At 64.8% G+C, this 15,508-nt stretch carries 19 protein-coding genes; 12 read left to right on the forward strand and 7 right to left on the reverse strand.

Features of this window, described 5'->3' with window-relative positions; translation table 11 throughout:
* Positions 1 to 227: 227 nt before the first annotated feature.
* Positions 228 to 1,001, forward strand: a complete 774-nt coding sequence (locus tag GQY20_RS09515; RefSeq protein WP_157216856.1) for an SDR family NAD(P)-dependent oxidoreductase — start codon at positions 228 to 230, stop codon at positions 999 to 1,001.
* 6 nt (positions 1,002 to 1,007) lie between these two features.
* Here the strand turns inward: GQY20_RS09515 and GQY20_RS09520 are convergent, their stop codons facing one another.
* Both GQY20_RS09520 and GQY20_RS09525 read right to left on the reverse strand, forming a co-directional pair.
* On the reverse strand, positions 1,008 to 1,820 hold the full coding sequence (locus GQY20_RS09520) for a kinase (RefSeq protein ID WP_157216857.1): 813 nt from the start codon (positions 1,818 to 1,820) through the stop codon (positions 1,008 to 1,010).
* A 60-nt stretch (positions 1,821 to 1,880) separates the two neighbouring features.
* Positions 1,881 to 2,672: an SDR family NAD(P)-dependent oxidoreductase gene (locus tag GQY20_RS09525; protein ID WP_157216858.1), complete on the reverse strand. Its 792-nt coding sequence runs from the start codon at positions 2,670 to 2,672 to the stop codon at positions 1,881 to 1,883.
* Positions 2,673 to 2,841: 169 nt separating this feature from the next.
* Here GQY20_RS09525 and GQY20_RS09530 point away from each other — a divergent pair, with 169 nt between their 5' ends.
* Positions 2,842 to 3,315 (forward strand): Lrp/AsnC family transcriptional regulator, encoded by a 474-nt coding sequence (locus GQY20_RS09530; protein WP_157216859.1) that lies wholly within the window; start codon positions 2,842 to 2,844, stop codon positions 3,313 to 3,315.
* Positions 3,312 to 3,863: an Lrp/AsnC family transcriptional regulator gene (locus tag GQY20_RS09535; RefSeq protein ID WP_157216860.1), complete on the forward strand. Its 552-nt coding sequence runs from the start codon at positions 3,312 to 3,314 to the stop codon at positions 3,861 to 3,863. The genes GQY20_RS09530 and GQY20_RS09535 overlap by 4 nt, the downstream gene beginning before the upstream one ends.
* Here GQY20_RS09535 and GQY20_RS09540 read toward each other — a convergent pair.
* A complete protein-coding gene (locus tag GQY20_RS09540) occupies positions 3,848 to 4,609 on the reverse strand; it encodes a helix-turn-helix domain-containing protein (RefSeq protein WP_232475979.1) in 762 nt (253 codons plus the stop codon). The two genes, GQY20_RS09535 and GQY20_RS09540, sit on opposite strands and share 16 nt — an antisense overlap.
* Before the next feature lie 306 nt (positions 4,610 to 4,915).
* On the opposite strand from GQY20_RS09540, the gene GQY20_RS09545 reads away from it, so the two are divergent.
* Genes GQY20_RS09545 through GQY20_RS09555 form a run of 3 tightly spaced genes read left to right on the forward strand, consistent with a single transcriptional unit; the run spans position 4,916 to position 6,752 of the window.
* A complete protein-coding gene (locus GQY20_RS09545; RefSeq protein WP_157216862.1) occupies positions 4,916 to 5,629 on the forward strand; it encodes an EthD domain-containing protein in 714 nt (237 codons plus the stop codon).
* 59 nt (positions 5,630 to 5,688) lie between these two features.
* A complete protein-coding gene (locus GQY20_RS09550) occupies positions 5,689 to 6,186 on the forward strand; it encodes an SRPBCC domain-containing protein (protein WP_157216863.1) in 498 nt (165 codons plus the stop codon).
* Between the two features lie 26 nt (positions 6,187 to 6,212).
* Entirely contained in the window at positions 6,213 to 6,752 is a 540-nt protein-coding gene (locus GQY20_RS09555) for a nuclear transport factor 2 family protein (protein ID WP_157216864.1), read from the forward strand.
* A 153-nt stretch (positions 6,753 to 6,905) separates the two neighbouring features.
* Here the strand turns inward: GQY20_RS09555 and GQY20_RS09560 are convergent, their stop codons facing one another.
* From GQY20_RS09560 to GQY20_RS09575, 4 genes are read right to left on the reverse strand one after another with little or no spacing between them, the layout of a single operon-like run.
* The gene (locus GQY20_RS09560; protein ID WP_157216865.1) at positions 6,906 to 7,712 is read right to left on the reverse strand and encodes an SDR family NAD(P)-dependent oxidoreductase; all 807 of its coding nucleotides are present in this window, start codon (positions 7,710 to 7,712) and stop codon (positions 6,906 to 6,908) included.
* Positions 7,709 to 8,158 (reverse strand): nuclear transport factor 2 family protein, encoded by a 450-nt coding sequence (locus GQY20_RS09565; protein ID WP_157216866.1) that lies wholly within the window; start codon positions 8,156 to 8,158, stop codon positions 7,709 to 7,711. The genes GQY20_RS09560 and GQY20_RS09565 overlap by 4 nt, the downstream gene beginning before the upstream one ends.
* On the reverse strand, positions 8,155 to 9,330 hold the full coding sequence (locus GQY20_RS09570; RefSeq protein ID WP_157216867.1) for a sulfotransferase family protein: 1,176 nt from the start codon (positions 9,328 to 9,330) through the stop codon (positions 8,155 to 8,157). Before GQY20_RS09570 ends, GQY20_RS09565 begins: the two co-directional genes overlap by 4 nt.
* A gap of 14 nt (positions 9,331 to 9,344) precedes the next feature.
* The gene (locus tag GQY20_RS09575; protein WP_157217310.1) at positions 9,345 to 10,118 is read right to left on the reverse strand and encodes an SDR family NAD(P)-dependent oxidoreductase; all 774 of its coding nucleotides are present in this window, start codon (positions 10,116 to 10,118) and stop codon (positions 9,345 to 9,347) included.
* Between the two features lie 184 nt (positions 10,119 to 10,302).
* Between GQY20_RS09575 and GQY20_RS09580 the strand changes: the two genes are divergently transcribed.
* The 6 genes from GQY20_RS09580 to GQY20_RS09605 are packed head-to-tail and all read left to right on the forward strand — an operon-like array spanning position 10,303 to position 15,497.
* A complete protein-coding gene (locus tag GQY20_RS09580; protein WP_157216868.1) occupies positions 10,303 to 11,094 on the forward strand; it encodes a glucose 1-dehydrogenase in 792 nt (263 codons plus the stop codon).
* 3 nt (positions 11,095 to 11,097) lie between these two features.
* The gene (locus tag GQY20_RS09585; protein WP_157216869.1) at positions 11,098 to 11,862 is read left to right on the forward strand and encodes an SDR family NAD(P)-dependent oxidoreductase; all 765 of its coding nucleotides are present in this window, start codon (positions 11,098 to 11,100) and stop codon (positions 11,860 to 11,862) included.
* Between the two features lie 48 nt (positions 11,863 to 11,910).
* Positions 11,911 to 12,372: a nuclear transport factor 2 family protein gene (locus GQY20_RS09590; RefSeq protein ID WP_157216870.1), complete on the forward strand. Its 462-nt coding sequence runs from the start codon at positions 11,911 to 11,913 to the stop codon at positions 12,370 to 12,372.
* A gap of 2 nt (positions 12,373 to 12,374) precedes the next feature.
* Positions 12,375 to 13,616, forward strand: coding sequence for an NADH:flavin oxidoreductase (locus GQY20_RS09595; RefSeq protein WP_157216871.1), 1,242 nt, complete (start codon positions 12,375 to 12,377; stop codon positions 13,614 to 13,616).
* The gene (locus GQY20_RS09600) at positions 13,606 to 14,385 is read left to right on the forward strand and encodes an SDR family oxidoreductase (RefSeq protein ID WP_157216872.1); all 780 of its coding nucleotides are present in this window, start codon (positions 13,606 to 13,608) and stop codon (positions 14,383 to 14,385) included. Before GQY20_RS09595 ends, GQY20_RS09600 begins: the two co-directional genes overlap by 11 nt.
* A gap of 17 nt (positions 14,386 to 14,402) precedes the next feature.
* Complete coding sequence (locus GQY20_RS09605) at positions 14,403 to 15,497, forward strand: DUF1214 domain-containing protein (RefSeq protein ID WP_157216873.1); 1,095 nt, start codon at positions 14,403 to 14,405, stop codon at positions 15,495 to 15,497.
* Positions 15,498 to 15,508: the final 11 nt, after the last annotated feature.

A 15,508-nucleotide genomic window follows, 5' to 3' on the forward strand; every position in this document is an offset into this window, starting at 1 on the left:
TATACCGATGCGTGGTGCAAATCAAAGAAAAATGCGCGTCGGTAATGTGGGGCACGGTTTGACAAAGCCGTATGCGCGATTGTCATCGCTGTTCCGCAGCGCGTCCATATGCGTCCGGCTGCTGAAACGGGCCACAAAGGTCGATTGCCCGCGGCGCATCATGCGTAACCACTTGCCTCCATGATTACGAATTGGCATCGCGGCCGTACAAGCGGAGGAGGGAAGGCATGACGGGCAGGATGGCCGGCAGGGTGATCATCGTGACGGGCGGCAGCGAAGGTATCGGGCGCGCGGCCTGCATGTTGCTCGCGCAAGAGGGCGCGCATGTCGTGCTGTGCGCGCGGCGCGCCGGACCGGTCGAGGAGGCGCGCTCCGCGATCGAGGCGGCGGGCGGCTCGGTCGAGGCCTTGCAGCTCGACGTGTCCGATACCCGCGCGTTCGATGCGCTGATCCGCGGCGTGCATGCGCGCCATGGCCGGCTGGACGGGCTGGTCAACAATGCGATGGCCGTCACCTACAAGACGATCGCCGACCTCACGCTCGAGGATTGGCGGCATGATTTCGCGGTGAATGCCGACGCGGTGTTCGTCGGCACCCGGGCGGCGATGGAGCTGATGATCGCGCAAGGCCGCGGTTCGATCGTCAACATTTCGTCGCTGAACGGCATGCTCGCCATGCCGGCGATGGCCAGCTACTCCGCCTCCAAGGCTGCGCTGATCCATTTCAGCGCCGTGGCGGCGATGGAGGCGGCGCCGCACGGCGTGCGCGTCAACGTGATCGCGCCTGGGCAGATCATGACTCCGGCCACCGAAGTCTTCGCGGCTGCCGATCCGGAGCGTAATGCGCGGGTGTCCGCCAATATCCCGATGGGGCGCGGCGGCCGGCCGGAAGAGGTCGCGCAGGCGATCCGTTTTCTGCTGTCGGACGAATCCACCTACATAACCGGCGTCTGCCTGCCGGTGGACGGCGGCAAGGTGCAGCAGCTTTACGTCCCGTCCTGATCGCGTTCAGCCGGCGCGGTGCCGGGCGCCGATCGGACGCCGCTCCTCGTCGAGTTGGATGACCAGGTCGGCGCGGGCCGGCATTTCGGCGTCGATATGGCGAGTCAGCCGCTCATAGTGGCGGATGAAGCGCTCTATCGCCGCCGCATCCATCGGCCGGCCGCCGTGGCGGGCGTCGTGGCGCAGCCGGTTGGTTTCCTCCTGCTCCAGGCGCCAGCGAAAGATGATTTCGAATGCCGGCGCGCGCAGCAGCACGAGACTGTCGAGCGCGGCGAACAAAGGGCGATAATCGGTGGCGAGTCGGTGGTTGACCGTGCGCCGCCAGAGGGCGTCTGCATCGCATTCCGCTTCGAGCGCATTGACCGGTAGTGCCAGATCCGCTTCGTCCTGCGGCGCCGCTCCGATGCACCAGCCTTCGAAGATCAGCACGTCCAGCGGGCCGACGGATGGCGCCGGCTCGGCATGGCGATCGTCCGCGATCTTGTCGAAGCGGGGAAATCGAACTGGGTGGCCGCGTTTCAGCGCCGCGATGATCCACTCCCCTTCTGCCACGTCGTGCGTGCCCGGCGGGCCGCGCGTGGCGAAGAGCGGGTGGATTTCGGCGGCGAGCGCGGCCCGCTCCGCGCGGCCGAGATAGAGATCGTCGAGCGAGAGCACCGCCGCGCGCAGCCCGCGTTCGGCGAGCAGGCGGACGGCGGCTTCGGCGGCGGTCGATTTGCCCGAACCCTGTGGACCGCAAAGGCCGAGCACATGCGGTGGGGCGCCGATGACGCGGCGTTCGGCGGCAAGATCGGCGATGAGGGCAGCGCTTTCGGTCACGGCCCGGCACAGAGCATTGCGCCGGCCGGGCCGCAAGGCGAAATCGCCGTGCTGCGCGGGCTATAGCGATTCCGGCTCCGGCGCCCAGACGACGCCGTTGATATGGCCGCCGCCGTCGACGAACAATGTGTTGCCGGTCATGTAGCGGCTGTCCTCGCTGGCGAGGAACAGGCAGACCGGAGCGATGTCCGTATCCACGTCGCCGATCCGGCCCATCGGGTTCATCGCATCCATGGCGCCGGCCATGTCCGGGTTGGCGGCCTTGAACTTCAGATAGGCGCTGCTCGCCGCGCCCGGGCAGATGATATTGGCGGTGATGCCATGCTGCGCCCATTCGCGCGCGGCGGTGCGCGTCAGGGCGCGCAGTCCTTCCTTGCCGGCGTTGAAATCGGCCGAATAGATGTGCGCGTTGACGCCGTTCAGCGAGCAGACGCTGATGATCCGGCCCCAATGCTTGGCTTTCATGTGGGGGAAGGCGGCGCGCATCGCCCAGAAGCTCGCCTTTACCGACATCGTCGCGCTGTGATCGAATTCCTCGTCCAGCTTGTCTTCCAGGCGCCGCAGATGGCCGCCGCCATAGGCGTTGTTGACGATGATATCGATCGAGCCGAAGCGGCTGAGCGCGAGATCGACCGCGGCGAGCAGCTGCTCCTTCTCGTTCACGTCGGTCGCGATGAATTCGGCCTTGCCGCCGGCCTCGCGGATCGCCTCGGCGGCGGCGGCGCCGGTTTCGCGATTATACTCCGCGATGACCACCGCGGCGCCCTCGGCCGCGAAAAGCTTTGCGATTGCGCGGCCGATGCCTTCCCCGCCACCGGTGACCAGCGCCACCCGATTTTCCAGACGTCCCATCAAGGCCTCTCCCATTTGCCCATATGCAGATGATATTTTGCATTATTGGATCATATGCGTATCATTACGTCAATAAGAATACGAATTGGAAGCTTTGAGTTGATCTTCGAAGCGTGCTTGCCATGCGGGGCGGCGTGGCCGTACGGAAGGGCAGGGAAAAGGACGGTTCATGGTCGCGGACGGGGCAGTATATCAGTTTGACGACGTCGATCGGGCGATCGTCGCGCTGCTCAAGGACAATGGCCGCATCACCAATCGCGACATTGCCAGGAAGCTGAACATCACCCGTGCGACCGTAGGCACGCGCATCGCCCGCATGACGTCGACGGGCGCCCTGCGCGTCGTCGCCGCCACCGATTTCGCCGCCTATGGCTATGATGTGCTGCTGGCCATAGGCGTCGAGGTCCATGGCCGCCCGGCGGAAGATGTGGCGCGAGAGCTGGCATTGCTGCCGGAGGTCTTCGCCGTCCATCTCGTCACCGGCGCGCGCGAGCTCGAGATCCTCGTCGCGGCGCATGATTTCGGCGAACTTTCGAACGGCGTGATCGACGGCATCGCAGGCATCCCCGGCATACGCAGCATCGATGTCGGCATCGCCGCCGATATCGTCAAATATCAATTCGATGTGGGGATTTCGCGATGAGCCTGGTCGAACTCGACGATCTGGATCGCCGCATCCTCGATCTGCTGGGCGAGGATGCGCGGCTCAGCAACCGCTCGATCGCCCGCCGGCTTGGGCTGGTGGAAGGCACGATCCGTGCCCGCATCAAGCGGCTGCAGCAGCGCCGCCTGCTGCGCTTCACCGCGATCACCGACAATCGCCAGCATGGCCGGCCGACCCTGGCCTTCATCGGCATCCGCAACGATACCGGCCGGACCCGCGAACTCGCCGCGACGATCGCCGAAATCGATGAGGTGCGCAGCGTGATCATCACGCTCGGCCGGTTCAACCTGCTCGCCGTTGGTCTCTTCCCCACGCTGGAGAGCCTGATCGAACTCGCCAACAACCGGATTCTCGTCCTGCCCGGCGTCACCCAGGTCGAGACGTCGGTCGTGGTCAAGTCGATCAAATATAATGAGCGAATGGCCAAGATCGGCTTCAGCGTCGACACTGGCGCGCCGGTCGACGCCGATGCGGACGCAGAGCTGGATAGCGACGACGATGAGGACGAGGATCAGTCCGAGGACTGATCCTCCGGGAACAGCACCGGCTTCATCGGCCGCGCGACGGCGAGCACCGCATACCAGTCGGCGGGGAGCACGGTCCCGAAGCGATCCTGCCGCGCCATCACGCGCAATTCGGTGCGGAACTGCTCGATCCGCTCGCGCAGCCGTGCGAGGCCGAGCGGAGAGAGCTTGATCGTCTCGACGCCGAACACCGCATCCGCACGCCCGAAATCCATCGAGAGGAAATAAGGCTTCATCACCCGGTCGAAATGGCGCCGCATCGGCGCGCGCCGCCAGACATAGGCTGGGTCCAGTCGGGCCCGGACGCGCCCGCCGGAGCGGCGATCGATCAGCGCCAGCCTTTCCAACCGCTTGACGTGGCGTTCCACGTCTTCCTGCGGGATGTTGAAATATTCGGTCGCTTCGGCGGGTGGCCAGTCGTTCACGATCAGGAAGAAGACCGTAGAAAGACCCGAATCCTCGGTCAGCGCCTTCTCCTGGGCGAGGGTGAGCTGGTTGCGCTCGCGTTCGGCGACATGGCTTTCCTGGGCGAGGTCCGCGATCGTGATGTCGGCGAAGCTGCACAGCCGCTCGAGCGTGTGGAAGGAGAGGCCGCGCCCGTGCAGCCAGCGCTTCATCGTCGCGCTGGCGACTCCGAATTCCTCGGCCAGCTTCAGCTGCGTCCAGCCGGCGCCTTTCAGCGCCCGGCGCAATGCCGCCAGCATGGCCTTGCCCTCATCGCCTGCAATCTCATCAGGCGCGCTATTCATGGTCGTCTGCTGATCCATTCTCGGAGTTTGGATGTGACGGCGCCGCCCTGCAAGCGTAATTTACGGCGATCGCTCGGCATGGGGATGTTTCATCTCCTGCTGGCGTCAATCCCTCCACTCACCGGCTGCCGGTTCTCCGGCAGCCGGATTTTTTTCCATCTCCGCTCGCCGCAATCGTGCATAAAAAGCGGCATGTGTTTCGCATTGCCGACATCAAAAACGATGTGTCTGACGGTCTGCGTAATTCTCAAGCGATGTGGCTTGCTCTAGAGCTGGGGAGAATCACAAGCTGGGTGAGGATGTTCGATGGAAAAGCTGATCTACGCCTTGTGGCGCGATCCCGCCGAGACGCGGGAGTCCTTCAACGCGCGCCTCAAGAACGAGATAGCGCCCAAGCTCGCGGGACTGGTCAAGGCGTTGCGCATCAACATCCAGGACGAGCCCGTTTCCGGGGGCAACAGCCCGCGCTTCGTCGCGACCGATCCGCAGATGGAGGCGGTGGTGCAGATCTGGGTCGACACCGCCTATGATCCCTGGCGCGCGCCGATAGACGCGTTGATCGGCGAGGCCGGCCGCTGGGAGGCGTGGCTGGTGGCCGAGTCCAATCCGCTGCCCAACGATCGCTATCCGCCCGAAGCCGGCAAGCGGACCGAGGGTTTCTCGCAGATCGTGTTCCTCACCAAGCCGGCCCATCTCGAACATGCCGAATGGCGCGCCATCTGGCAGGGGCTGCACACCGCGCCGGCGATCGATACGCAGGATACGTTCGAATATGTCCAGAATCTGATCGTGCGTCCTTTGACGGCACAGTCCGCCGGCTATGTGGCGATCATCGAGGAATGCTTCCCTTATGCCGCGCTCAACGATCAGGGCGTCTATTATGACGCGCCCGGCCAACCCGAAAAGCAGGCGGCCAATTACAAGGCGATGATGGACAGCTGCGCGCGCTTCATCGGCGACGTGCCGGTCGATTGCATGCCGACCAGCCAATATGACGTGAAGCCGCTGCCGCGCGGGTGATGGTCGAACGGAGCGCGGCGCCGGCGGGCGGCGCGTCGATTGAAAGAGGAAGCCGAGACATGCCGATCGAACTGCCCGAATATGATCCCGCGACCACGGTCCGGTCGGAAACCGTCGAGATCGCGGCGCCGGCCTCCGTGGTGTGGGAGATCCTCACCGATCTGCCCCGCTACGGGGAATGGAACCCCTATTGCTTCTCGGCACGATCCACGCTCGAGATGGGCGCGCCGGTGCATATGCAGCTCAACAGCTACACCGTCCCAGGCGAAGTCTATCCGGGCTGCGAATATATCTGCGCGTTCGAGCCGGAGAGGCTGCTCTCCTGGGAGCTCCCCTATAGCGAGGCCATGCCTTATCCCGCGCGGCGCGATCAGGTGATCGAGGCGCTCGGGCCGGACACGTGCCGCTATCATTCCACCGATGCCTTCATCGGCGAGAATGGCAAGCATGTCATGTTCTTCTGCGCCGGGTGGGTGAAGCGCGCGTTCGACGATACCGCCTTCGCGCTCAAGGCGCGGGCCGAAGCCTTCCATGCTGCGCGGAAAGCCGCAGCATAACCGTCTCACGAGGAGGATGTCCGCTTATGGCGATCGACGAAGCCAAGTTGCAGCTGCTTATCGACAAGGACGAGATACGCAGCCTCGTCTATGCCTATTGCAACGCCTCCGACCGCCACGACCATGTGAAGATCCGCACCCTCTATCATGAGGATGCGATCGACGATCACGGCCACATGTCGAGCGGCCCGGCGATGGACTTCATCGAGAAGCTGCCCGAGATCCAGGCGCCGATGGAGATCCTTCACCACAATATCACCACGATGAACATCGCTGTGGACGGCGATTATGCCGAGGGCGAGATCTATCTGCTCGCCATGCACCGCGTGAAGCTGGAGGATCGCTCGATCGACGTGCTCGTCGGCGGCCGCTATTTCGACAAATATGAGAAGCGCGACGGCGTGTGGAAATATCTCCACCACGCGATCGTGACCGACTGGGCCAACATCCACGACCCCTCGATCATCGATATCGGCCATCCCTTCCTGGAGGGCAGCTATATCGGCAAGCCGGGCGAGGCGGATCCGTCGTATAAGTTCTTTCGGTTGCTCCGGCGCGGGGTTTAGCAGCATTCATCCTCTCCCGAAGGGGGAGGGGGACCGCGCGAAGCGCGGTGGAGGGGCTCCCGCTCGCTGCGCGCGAACCGCTTGTGGCAGGCGTGAACCCCTCCACCATGCTGCGCATGGTCCCCCTCCCCCTTCGGGGGAGGATGAGGTTTCTCAATGCCCTCCGTCGGCGACGATATCCTGTGCGTTCACGAAGTCCGCGCGCGGATCCGCCAGGAAGGCGACGACATGCGCGATGTTCACCGGCTCGCCGATCATGCCGGCGAAGTTGCGGATCATCGTGCGTTCCACCTCCGCCTTGAGCGACGGCCAGTCCTCGGGCCAGCCCATGTCGCCGGCGATGCTGCGCAGCCAGCGCTCTGGCCCGTGCGAGCGGGTGAGCCCGGGGCTGACGCTGTTGGCGGTGATGCCGGTGCCGGCGAGCGTCATCGCAAGGCTGCGCGTCAGCGATCGGATCGCCGCCTTGGCCGCCTGATAGTCCGGGATCAGCGTCATCGGCGTATCCACCGACACGCTGGAGAGCTGGATCAGCCGGCCCCAGCCGCGTTCCTTCATGCCCGGCACGAACGGCCGGATCATGCGGATCATCGAGGCGACGTTGCTGTTGAAGGTGGCGTTCCATGTCTCGGCATCGACGTCGAGCCATTCGGTGCGCCCGCCGCCCGCGGATTCGCCGCCGGCATTGTTGACGAGGATGTCGACGCCGCCCATCGCGGCCTGCACCGCATCGACCACCGCGGCAGCCTCGGCATCGCTCGACAGGCTGCCCCGCACGGCGTGCACGCGCGCGCCGGTCGCCGCGATCCGCTGGCGCTCCTGCTCCAGCCGGTCCGCATCCCGGCCGTGCAGGCAGACTTCGGCGCCGTCCGCTGCCAATCGCGCGGCAATGCCGGCGCCGAGCGGCGCGCTCGATCCGGTGACGAGCGCGCGCTTGCCGGCGAGGGGAGCGCCGCCGCTCATGACCATTCGATCTTGACGCGCAGCAGCTTGGAGGCGGAGATCAGCCAGCGGCCGTCCACCTTGCTGTAGCGGTCATAATAATGGCCCCAGCCGTGCATGCGCCCGGCCGGCATCACCGGATTGCCCTCCGGCACCCAGAGCCAGTCCTCCATCGACCATTTGCCGGCTGCCTCGGTCTCGCTCACTATGTCGATCACCGGCATATAGCCGAAGTGCGCGGTCTTCACGCCTTCCAGGACCATGCCGTTGTTCTTCGCGAACGCCCTGGGATCGTACGAAAGCAGATCGGGATTATACGGCTCCACCGCCGCGCGCATGTCGGTTTCGGCATTCTCGGTGAAGATGCCCGGCAGCGTCTCCCAATCCTTCTCGTCGGTGCAGCGGAAATATTCCGCCTTCAGCCGCTTGATCTCCTCGATCGCGATCAGCCGGTCGATCGGGCTCATGCCTTGACGCCCTGGTCCAGATAGGTGGCGCGATAGTCGGCGAACTTGGCTTCGATGTCGGCCTTGTCCAGCCCGAAATCCTCGAGCGTATATTGATGGGGCGCGCGGTCCTCGCGGCGATTGGCCTCAACCCAGTCGTTCATCCCGGCCTCGATTTCCGGCGTCACGGGGATGCCGGCCTCGGCCAGTACGCGCTTGCCTTCCTCGATCGGCGTCTTGGTGAGTGCGGTGTAGCGCACGTCGATGAAGCTCGCGTCGCCGGACTTCTTGCGAATGTCCATGAACAGGGTGAGGAGCTCGGCGAGGCGCTTCTCCCAGAAGTCGCCGACGCTCTTCCGATCGACTTCGGCGCCCATGCCGTAGAGCGTGTACATCATGCTGCAATAGGAGGGCACGGTGGACACCGGATCGCGGTGCGTCATCACGATCTTGGCGCCTGGAAACGTCTCCAGCACCGCGTCCAGTGCCATCAGGTGGCCCGGCGTCTTGAGCACCCACTTGGCGCCCTTGCGCTTCTTGTCCTGCCACTGCAGCGATTGGAGGATCTGCTTGAGATCCTTGTAGCAGCGGGTGCGGCTGTTCTCGATCAGCCAGCGCGCATAGGTCGGGACATAATACATGCCCTCGATCATCGTGCTCGAGAAGAGCAGGCCGAGGATGATCAGCTCCTCGTCCGACTGGTCGATGCTCATCGGGTGGATCGACATCAGGTCGGGCGCATGCTCGAGCATATAGGCGAGATAGGCCGAGGCGGCCTCGCGGCGTGGCTCCGGATTGCCCAGCGTCTCATTGGGGAAGGGGGCGTAATTCTGGCATTCCCACCATTTCACGCCGGTCATGCCAGGCGCGGAGGAGAGCATGCGGTGCAGCATGGTGCTGCCGGTACGCGGCAGGCCGACGACGACCGCGGCGACATCCACTTCCTCGTCGAGGATCTCAGGATGCTTCTTGACCAGGTCGACATGGCGCAGGCGGTTGACGAGTGCGGTGGTGATCATCGCGACCGCGCCGCCCACGCCGACTTCGGTCAGCCGCGCCTCGCTGTTCAGGATCGGGATCAGGGCGTTCAGATTTTCGAAGATCCAGGGATCGCCGAAATCGTCGAGGCCGGTGATCTTGCGGGCCTCGGCGGCCAGGACGTCGCTGTCGGGTACGCGGGCGGTATCAGCCACTTGGTCTTCTCCGTTTAGATTCCGAAGCCGCCGGCGACGGCGATTTGTTGTCCGGTTACGTAAAGTGCGCGATTGGATGCGAGGAAGCTCACGGCATAGCCGATCTCCTCCGGCGCGCCCCAGCGCTTGATCGCCAGCGCGCTCTTGGTCGCGGCGATCCAGCGTTCGTCGAAGGCGCCCTTGGCGAGCAGGTCATGGAACATGCCGGAATCGATCACGCCGACGAGCACGCTGTTCGCGCGGATGCCATAGCGGCCTTCCTCGCGCGCGAGGCCCTTGATCAGCGCCTCGTTCGCGGCCTTGGGCGCGACCGACAGGCCGTCGCGATCGGGCCAGCGCAGATGGCCGGCCGAGCCGAGATGCACGAAGGAGCCGCCGCCCTGCTCGCGGAAATGGGGGATCAGCGCCTGGGTGGCGGCGAAGAAACCGTGCACCTCCACGTCGATCGCATGTTTCCAATGCTCGGCAGGCGTGCGCGAGAGATGGAGCTGCTCGACGAGCGGGCCGGCCGCCCAGACAAGCGTGTGGATCCTGCCATGCGCCGCCTGTGCTGCATCGCGTGCTGCGGCGATGCTGTCCGCATCGGTCGCATCCGCGGCGTGGATAGTGACGGTGCGGCCGAAAGCGCGGAATTCCTCCGCCAGCGTTTCCGCCTGCTCCTTGCGCGAGCGGTAGCATAGCGCAAGGTCGCTGCCCGAGCGGGCAAGCTCGCGCGCGGATGCTGCGCCCAGGCCGCCTGTGCCGCCGAAGACAATGGCTGCCCCCTTGGGAAAAAGCGCCTCGCTCACCAGATGCCCCTGCTCCATGCTACATCTTATATCCGCAGGCGCCTAACCGGTCGCCAGTATCGATGCTGAATTGCAGAACGAAAACCGGAAATCAACACGCATATCCTTGACAGCCGCTGGGCGGGTCCACAAGGTTGCGTAGCAAACCGGTGCCACAGCCGGTCGAATCAGGAGAGACTCCTTTATGGCTCGGTTGGCCGGAAAAGTAGCAATCATCAGCGGTGCGGCTCAAGGCATGGGCGCCGCCACGGCGCGCCTGTTCGCGGCGGAAGGCGCGAAGGTCGTGCTGGGCGACGTGCTGGAGGAGAAGGGCCGCGCGGTAGCCGCCGAGATCGGCGATGCTGCACATTTCGAAAAGCTCGACGTGCGCTCGGAGGAGGATTGGCAGCGCGTGGTCGCCGCCGCGACGGGCAAGTTCGGCAAGCTCGACATTCTCGTCAACAATGCCGCGATCACCCATTTCGGCGCGGTCGACGAGATCCGCAAGGAAGATGCCGAGCGCGTGCTCGACATCAACGTGATCGGCACGCTGATGGGCGTGAAGCATGCGATTCCGGCCCTGAAGGCCAATGGTCGCGGTGTGATCATCAACATCTCGTCGGTCGATGGCCTGCGCGGCTGCAACGGCCTCATCGCCTATACCGCCAGCAAATGGGCCGTGCGCGGCATGAGCAAGTCGCTGGCCTATGAACTCGGGCCGTCGGGCATCCGCGTGGTCTCGATCCATCCGGGCGGCGTGAACACCGACATGGGTAATCCTACCGGCGAGGTCGGTGAGTCGCTCAACAGCCGCTACACCACCGTGCCGCTGCAGCGGATCGGTGAACCGGAAGAGATTGCCCGCGCCTCGCTGTTCATCGCGAGCGACGAGGCGAGCTACATTTCCGGCGCGGAGATCGCGGTCGATGGCGGCTGGACCGCGGGCCGGTTCGAACCCCATCTTCCCGGCGCTCCGGCGTCTCTCGCGGTGGCCTGATTCATGACCAAGCAACTCGAAGGTAAGGTCGCGCTCATCACGGGCGCCGGACAGGGCGTGGGCCGCGGCATCGCGATCGCGCTGGCGAAGCTCGGCGCGAACATCGCCGTATCGGGCCGCAGCCCCGGCAATATCGGCGAGGTCGCGGAGGAATTGCGCGCGCTCGGCGTGAAGGCCGAGAGCTTTCTGTGCAACGTCAAGGACAAGGCCTCGCTGGAAAAGCTGGTCGCGGATGTGGTCGCCGCGTTCGGCGGCGTCGACATCCTCGTCAACAACGCCCAGGAGGTGCCGCTCGGCCCGTTGCTGGCGGTCGAGGACGAGGCGTTCGAGGCGGGCTTCGATTCCGGCCCGCTCGCTACCTTCCGGCTGATGAAGGCTTGCCATCCCTATCTGAAGCGCACCGGCGAAGGCGTGATCATCAATCTCGCCACCTCGGCGTCCGAGCGATGGGACATGTCCGGCTATGGCTGCTATGGCGCGGTCAAGAAGGCGATCCGCCAGCTCACCCGTGCGGCCGCCGCCGAATGGGGCCAGGACGGCATCCGTGCGCTCACCATCGCGCCCCACGCCGACTCGCCGGGGCTGAAGGCATGGTTCGAGGCCAAGCCGGACGAGGCGGCGGCCTTCTTCAAGACGATCCCGCTACGCCGGATCGGCCGATGCGAGGAGGATATCGGCGCGGCCGTGGCGGCCTTGTGTACGCCCGCTTTCTCCTATCTGACCGGTACGACCATTCCGCTGGACGGTGGCCAGGCGAATTTCGACTGAGCCCCCGACCGGCACGCAAACCATCATCATAAAAGCGAGGAGAGAGGCATGGACGTTCAGGAGCTTTCCGACATCTTCGAAATCCAGAAGCTGCTGACGCGCTACGTCTTCGCGATCGACGACAAGGATGTCGACCGGCTGGACCAGGTGTTCACGCCGGACGCCGCGATCGACTATACTGCCGCGGGCGGGGTGAAGGGCAGTCTCCCCCAGATCAAGCCGTGGCTGAAGGAGTCGCTCTCCCGCTATCCCAAGACGCAGCATTTGATCGGCCTGCCCGACATCGTCGTCGACGGCGATACCGCGCGCTCGCGCGTGATGCTGATCAATCCGATGCAGTGCGGGCCCGAGCTGCGCAACGACGTCTTCCTGTGCGGCTGCGTCTATGCCGACAAGCTGGTCCGCACGCCCGAGGGTTGGCGTATCACCCACCGCGTCGAGGAAGCGCAGAATTTCTGGTTCAAGGACGTGCCGCCGGACATGCCGCCAGCGCCGCCGCTCGAGGGCTGAGCATGGCCGACGCCTTTTCCCCGGTCCAGATCGGCCCGATCGGCTTGCGCAACCGGTTCATCCGGTCCGGGGCGAACGAGATGATGGTCAAGGCCTCGCTGCCCACCAGGTCGCTGCTCGAATTGCATCGGGCGATCGCGGCGGGCGGCACCGGCATGACGACCCTCGCCTATATCGCGATCAGCCGCGACGGCCGCACCTTCTCGGAACAGGGCGTGATCGACGATCGCGCCGTGCCGCATTATCGCGCGATTACCGATGCGATCCATGCGGAAGGAGCGAAGGCTTCGGCGCAGATCACCCATGGCGGCAGCTTCGTCCAACATAAGGAGCTGTCCACCCGGCGGGCGATGTCGTCGAGCGGCGGCATCGACAAGATGGGCGTGATGATGGGGCGCGTCTTCCAGCGCCAGATGACCCGCGCCGATATGGACCAGATCGTCGGCGAGTTCGTCGCCGCGGCGGAGCGGGCAGTGGCGGCTGGCTTCGACGCGGTCGAGCTGCACATGGGCCATGGCTATTTGCTCAACCAATATGTCTCGCCGCTCTCCAACAAGCGCACCGACGAATATGGCGGCACCGCCGCAAACCGTATCCGTTATCCGGCCGAGGTGCTCGCAGCGGTGAAGCGTGCGGTAGGCGACCGGATCGCGGTGCTTGCCAAGATCAACCTGCTGGATGGTGTCGCCAAGGGCGCGACGGTGGACGATGCGATCGTGACCGCCCGTGCGCTCGAGGCAGCTGGGGCAGACATGCTGGTGCTGTCCGCCGGACGTAACATCGAGGCGTCGTGGCAGATCTTCGGCAGCCCGATGCCCTATGACGATCTGGCGGCGATGCAGGGCGGCCTGCTCGCCAAGCTGCAGTTCAAGCTACTGAAGGCGACCACCCCCAAAAATCTCGCTTTCCGCGAACTCTATTTGCTGGATGCGGCCAAAAAGGTGCGTGCCGCGGTTTCGACGAAGCTCGGCTATCTCGGCGGCGTCCAGTCGCTCGAAGGTGCGGAAACGGCGCTGGATGCCGGCTTCGACGCAGTCGTCATGGCGCGCGCGCTCGTCCACGATCCCGACATCGTCAACAAGTTCCGCGCCGATCGCAGCCACCATTCACAATGCACGGCCTGCAACCGCTGCGTCGCGGTGATGTATGGTCCCGCCGGCACCTATTGCCCGGTGGTGGATAATCCGATCGACGTCGCGCTCAACCAGATCCCCGCGGGAGAGGACATTCGCCATGCTGCTTAAGGATAAAGTGATCGTGATCAGCGGCGTGGGGCCGGGCATGGGCCAGGCAATGGCCCGCATCGCTGCGGCGGAAGGCGCCAAGGTCGGCCTCGGCGCGCGCAACAAGACGTTCCTCGACGAGGTGGCGGCCGACATCAAGGCGAAGGGCGGCCAAGCAGTGGCGGTGCCGACCGACGTCACCAGCGCCGACCAGTGCCGCGCGCTGGCCGAGGCGACCGAAGCGGCGTTCGGTCCGATCACCGGCCTCGTCAACAGCGCCTATGCGCATGGCGCATGGCTGCCGACCGATGTCGCGGATGCCGAGGAGTTTGCGTCCGTGTTCAACGTCAATGCAGCGGGCGCGTTGCGCATGGCGCAAGCCTGCCTGCCGTCGATGCAGAAGGCGGGCGGCGGCGCGATCGTCAACGTGTCGACCATGTCGACCGTCAATCCCTTTCCGGGCGAGGGCGCCTATGCCACCGGCAAGGGCGGCATGAATGCGTTGAGCCGGCACATGGCCAAGGATTTCGGCAAGCATAACATCCGCGTCAACGTCGCGCGCATGGGCTGGATCGGCGGCGCGCCGGTCTGGGGCCATATCGATCGCGAAGTGGCCGCGGGGAGGGACCGTGACGAGGTGATCGCGGAGATCACGGCGCGCATTCCGATCGGCATCATTCCGCCGGAAGATGATTGCGCCCGGGCCGTGCTGTTCTTCGTGTCCGATTTTTCGAAGGTGGTCACCGGGGCGTCGCTCGACGTCAATGGCGGCCAATATATGGCGCCCTGAGCGGCAGGAGAGAGATTATGAGCAGTGAAGCGGAAAAGCGCGTCGCATCGGGCGAAGCCTGGAGCGACTTCTGCCGGCGGCTGGATGCGATTGGTCAGGTGGTGCTCAACTATGATCTGGCCGGCACGCCGATCGACCAGGCCGAGGGCTATCGTTATCTGAGCCGCCTGACCCGGATCGCGCTCGACATGCATCTGGAGGAAGCGGACACCGATTTCCCCGGCTTCTATGCGGCCTCCCATCCCACGGCGAAGATCGGCGCGGACAATCCCGACAACATCTACATGAATGCGTCCATCTCGGGCGCGCGCCGCTATCGCATCACCGGCAAGCGCAACAGCGTGCCGATCCTGAGCTTCGGCACCAAGGCCAATCGCTATGCGATCGACGGCACCATGGCCTCGACCGGCGAGCTCGATTCCGCCGACATGCAGTTCGGCCCGGACGGCAGCTTCGAGATCATCGTGAGCAAGGACAAGGCGAACGGCAATTGGCTGCCCCTTGCCGAGGACAGCTCCATGCTGCTGGTCCGCCAGACTTTCCTCGACCGCGACAATGAGGAACCCGCCAAGATCAAGATCGAGGCGATCGATCCGCCGCAGCCGACGCCGGTGCCGCTGACTGCCGAGAAGCTGGAACAGGGATTCCAGCGCGCCGCCGCCTTCGTCGAAGGCACGGCCAAGACCTTCCTGCGCTGGACGGACATGCTGGTCGGCGAGCAGCTCAACAAGCTGGAGACCACCGACCAGACGATGTTCTACAAGGCGGGCGGCGATCCGACCATCTTCTACCTGCATGGCTATTGGAAGCTGGCGCCGGGCGAGGCGCTGGTGATCGAGACGCCGGTCCCCGAATGCACCTTCTGGAACTTCCAGGTCGACAATATCTGGTTCGAGTCGCTCGATTACCGGCACCACAAGGTGCATGTGAACAAGCATACGGCGAAGCTGAATCCGGACGGATCGGTGACGATCGTCCTCGCCGACAAGGATCCCGGCTACGGCAATTGGGTCGACAAGGCCGGGCATGACCAGGGCACGATGCTGCTCCGCTGGACGAGCGCCAGCGAGCATCCGGTGCCGAAAACGAAGGTGGTGAAGATTGATGGGTGATCGTTCGTCCG

The organism is Flavisphingomonas formosensis (assembly GCF_009755815.1).
In the GTDB taxonomy this organism is placed as follows: Bacteria; Pseudomonadota; Alphaproteobacteria; order Sphingomonadales; family Sphingomonadaceae; genus Flavisphingomonas; species Flavisphingomonas formosensis.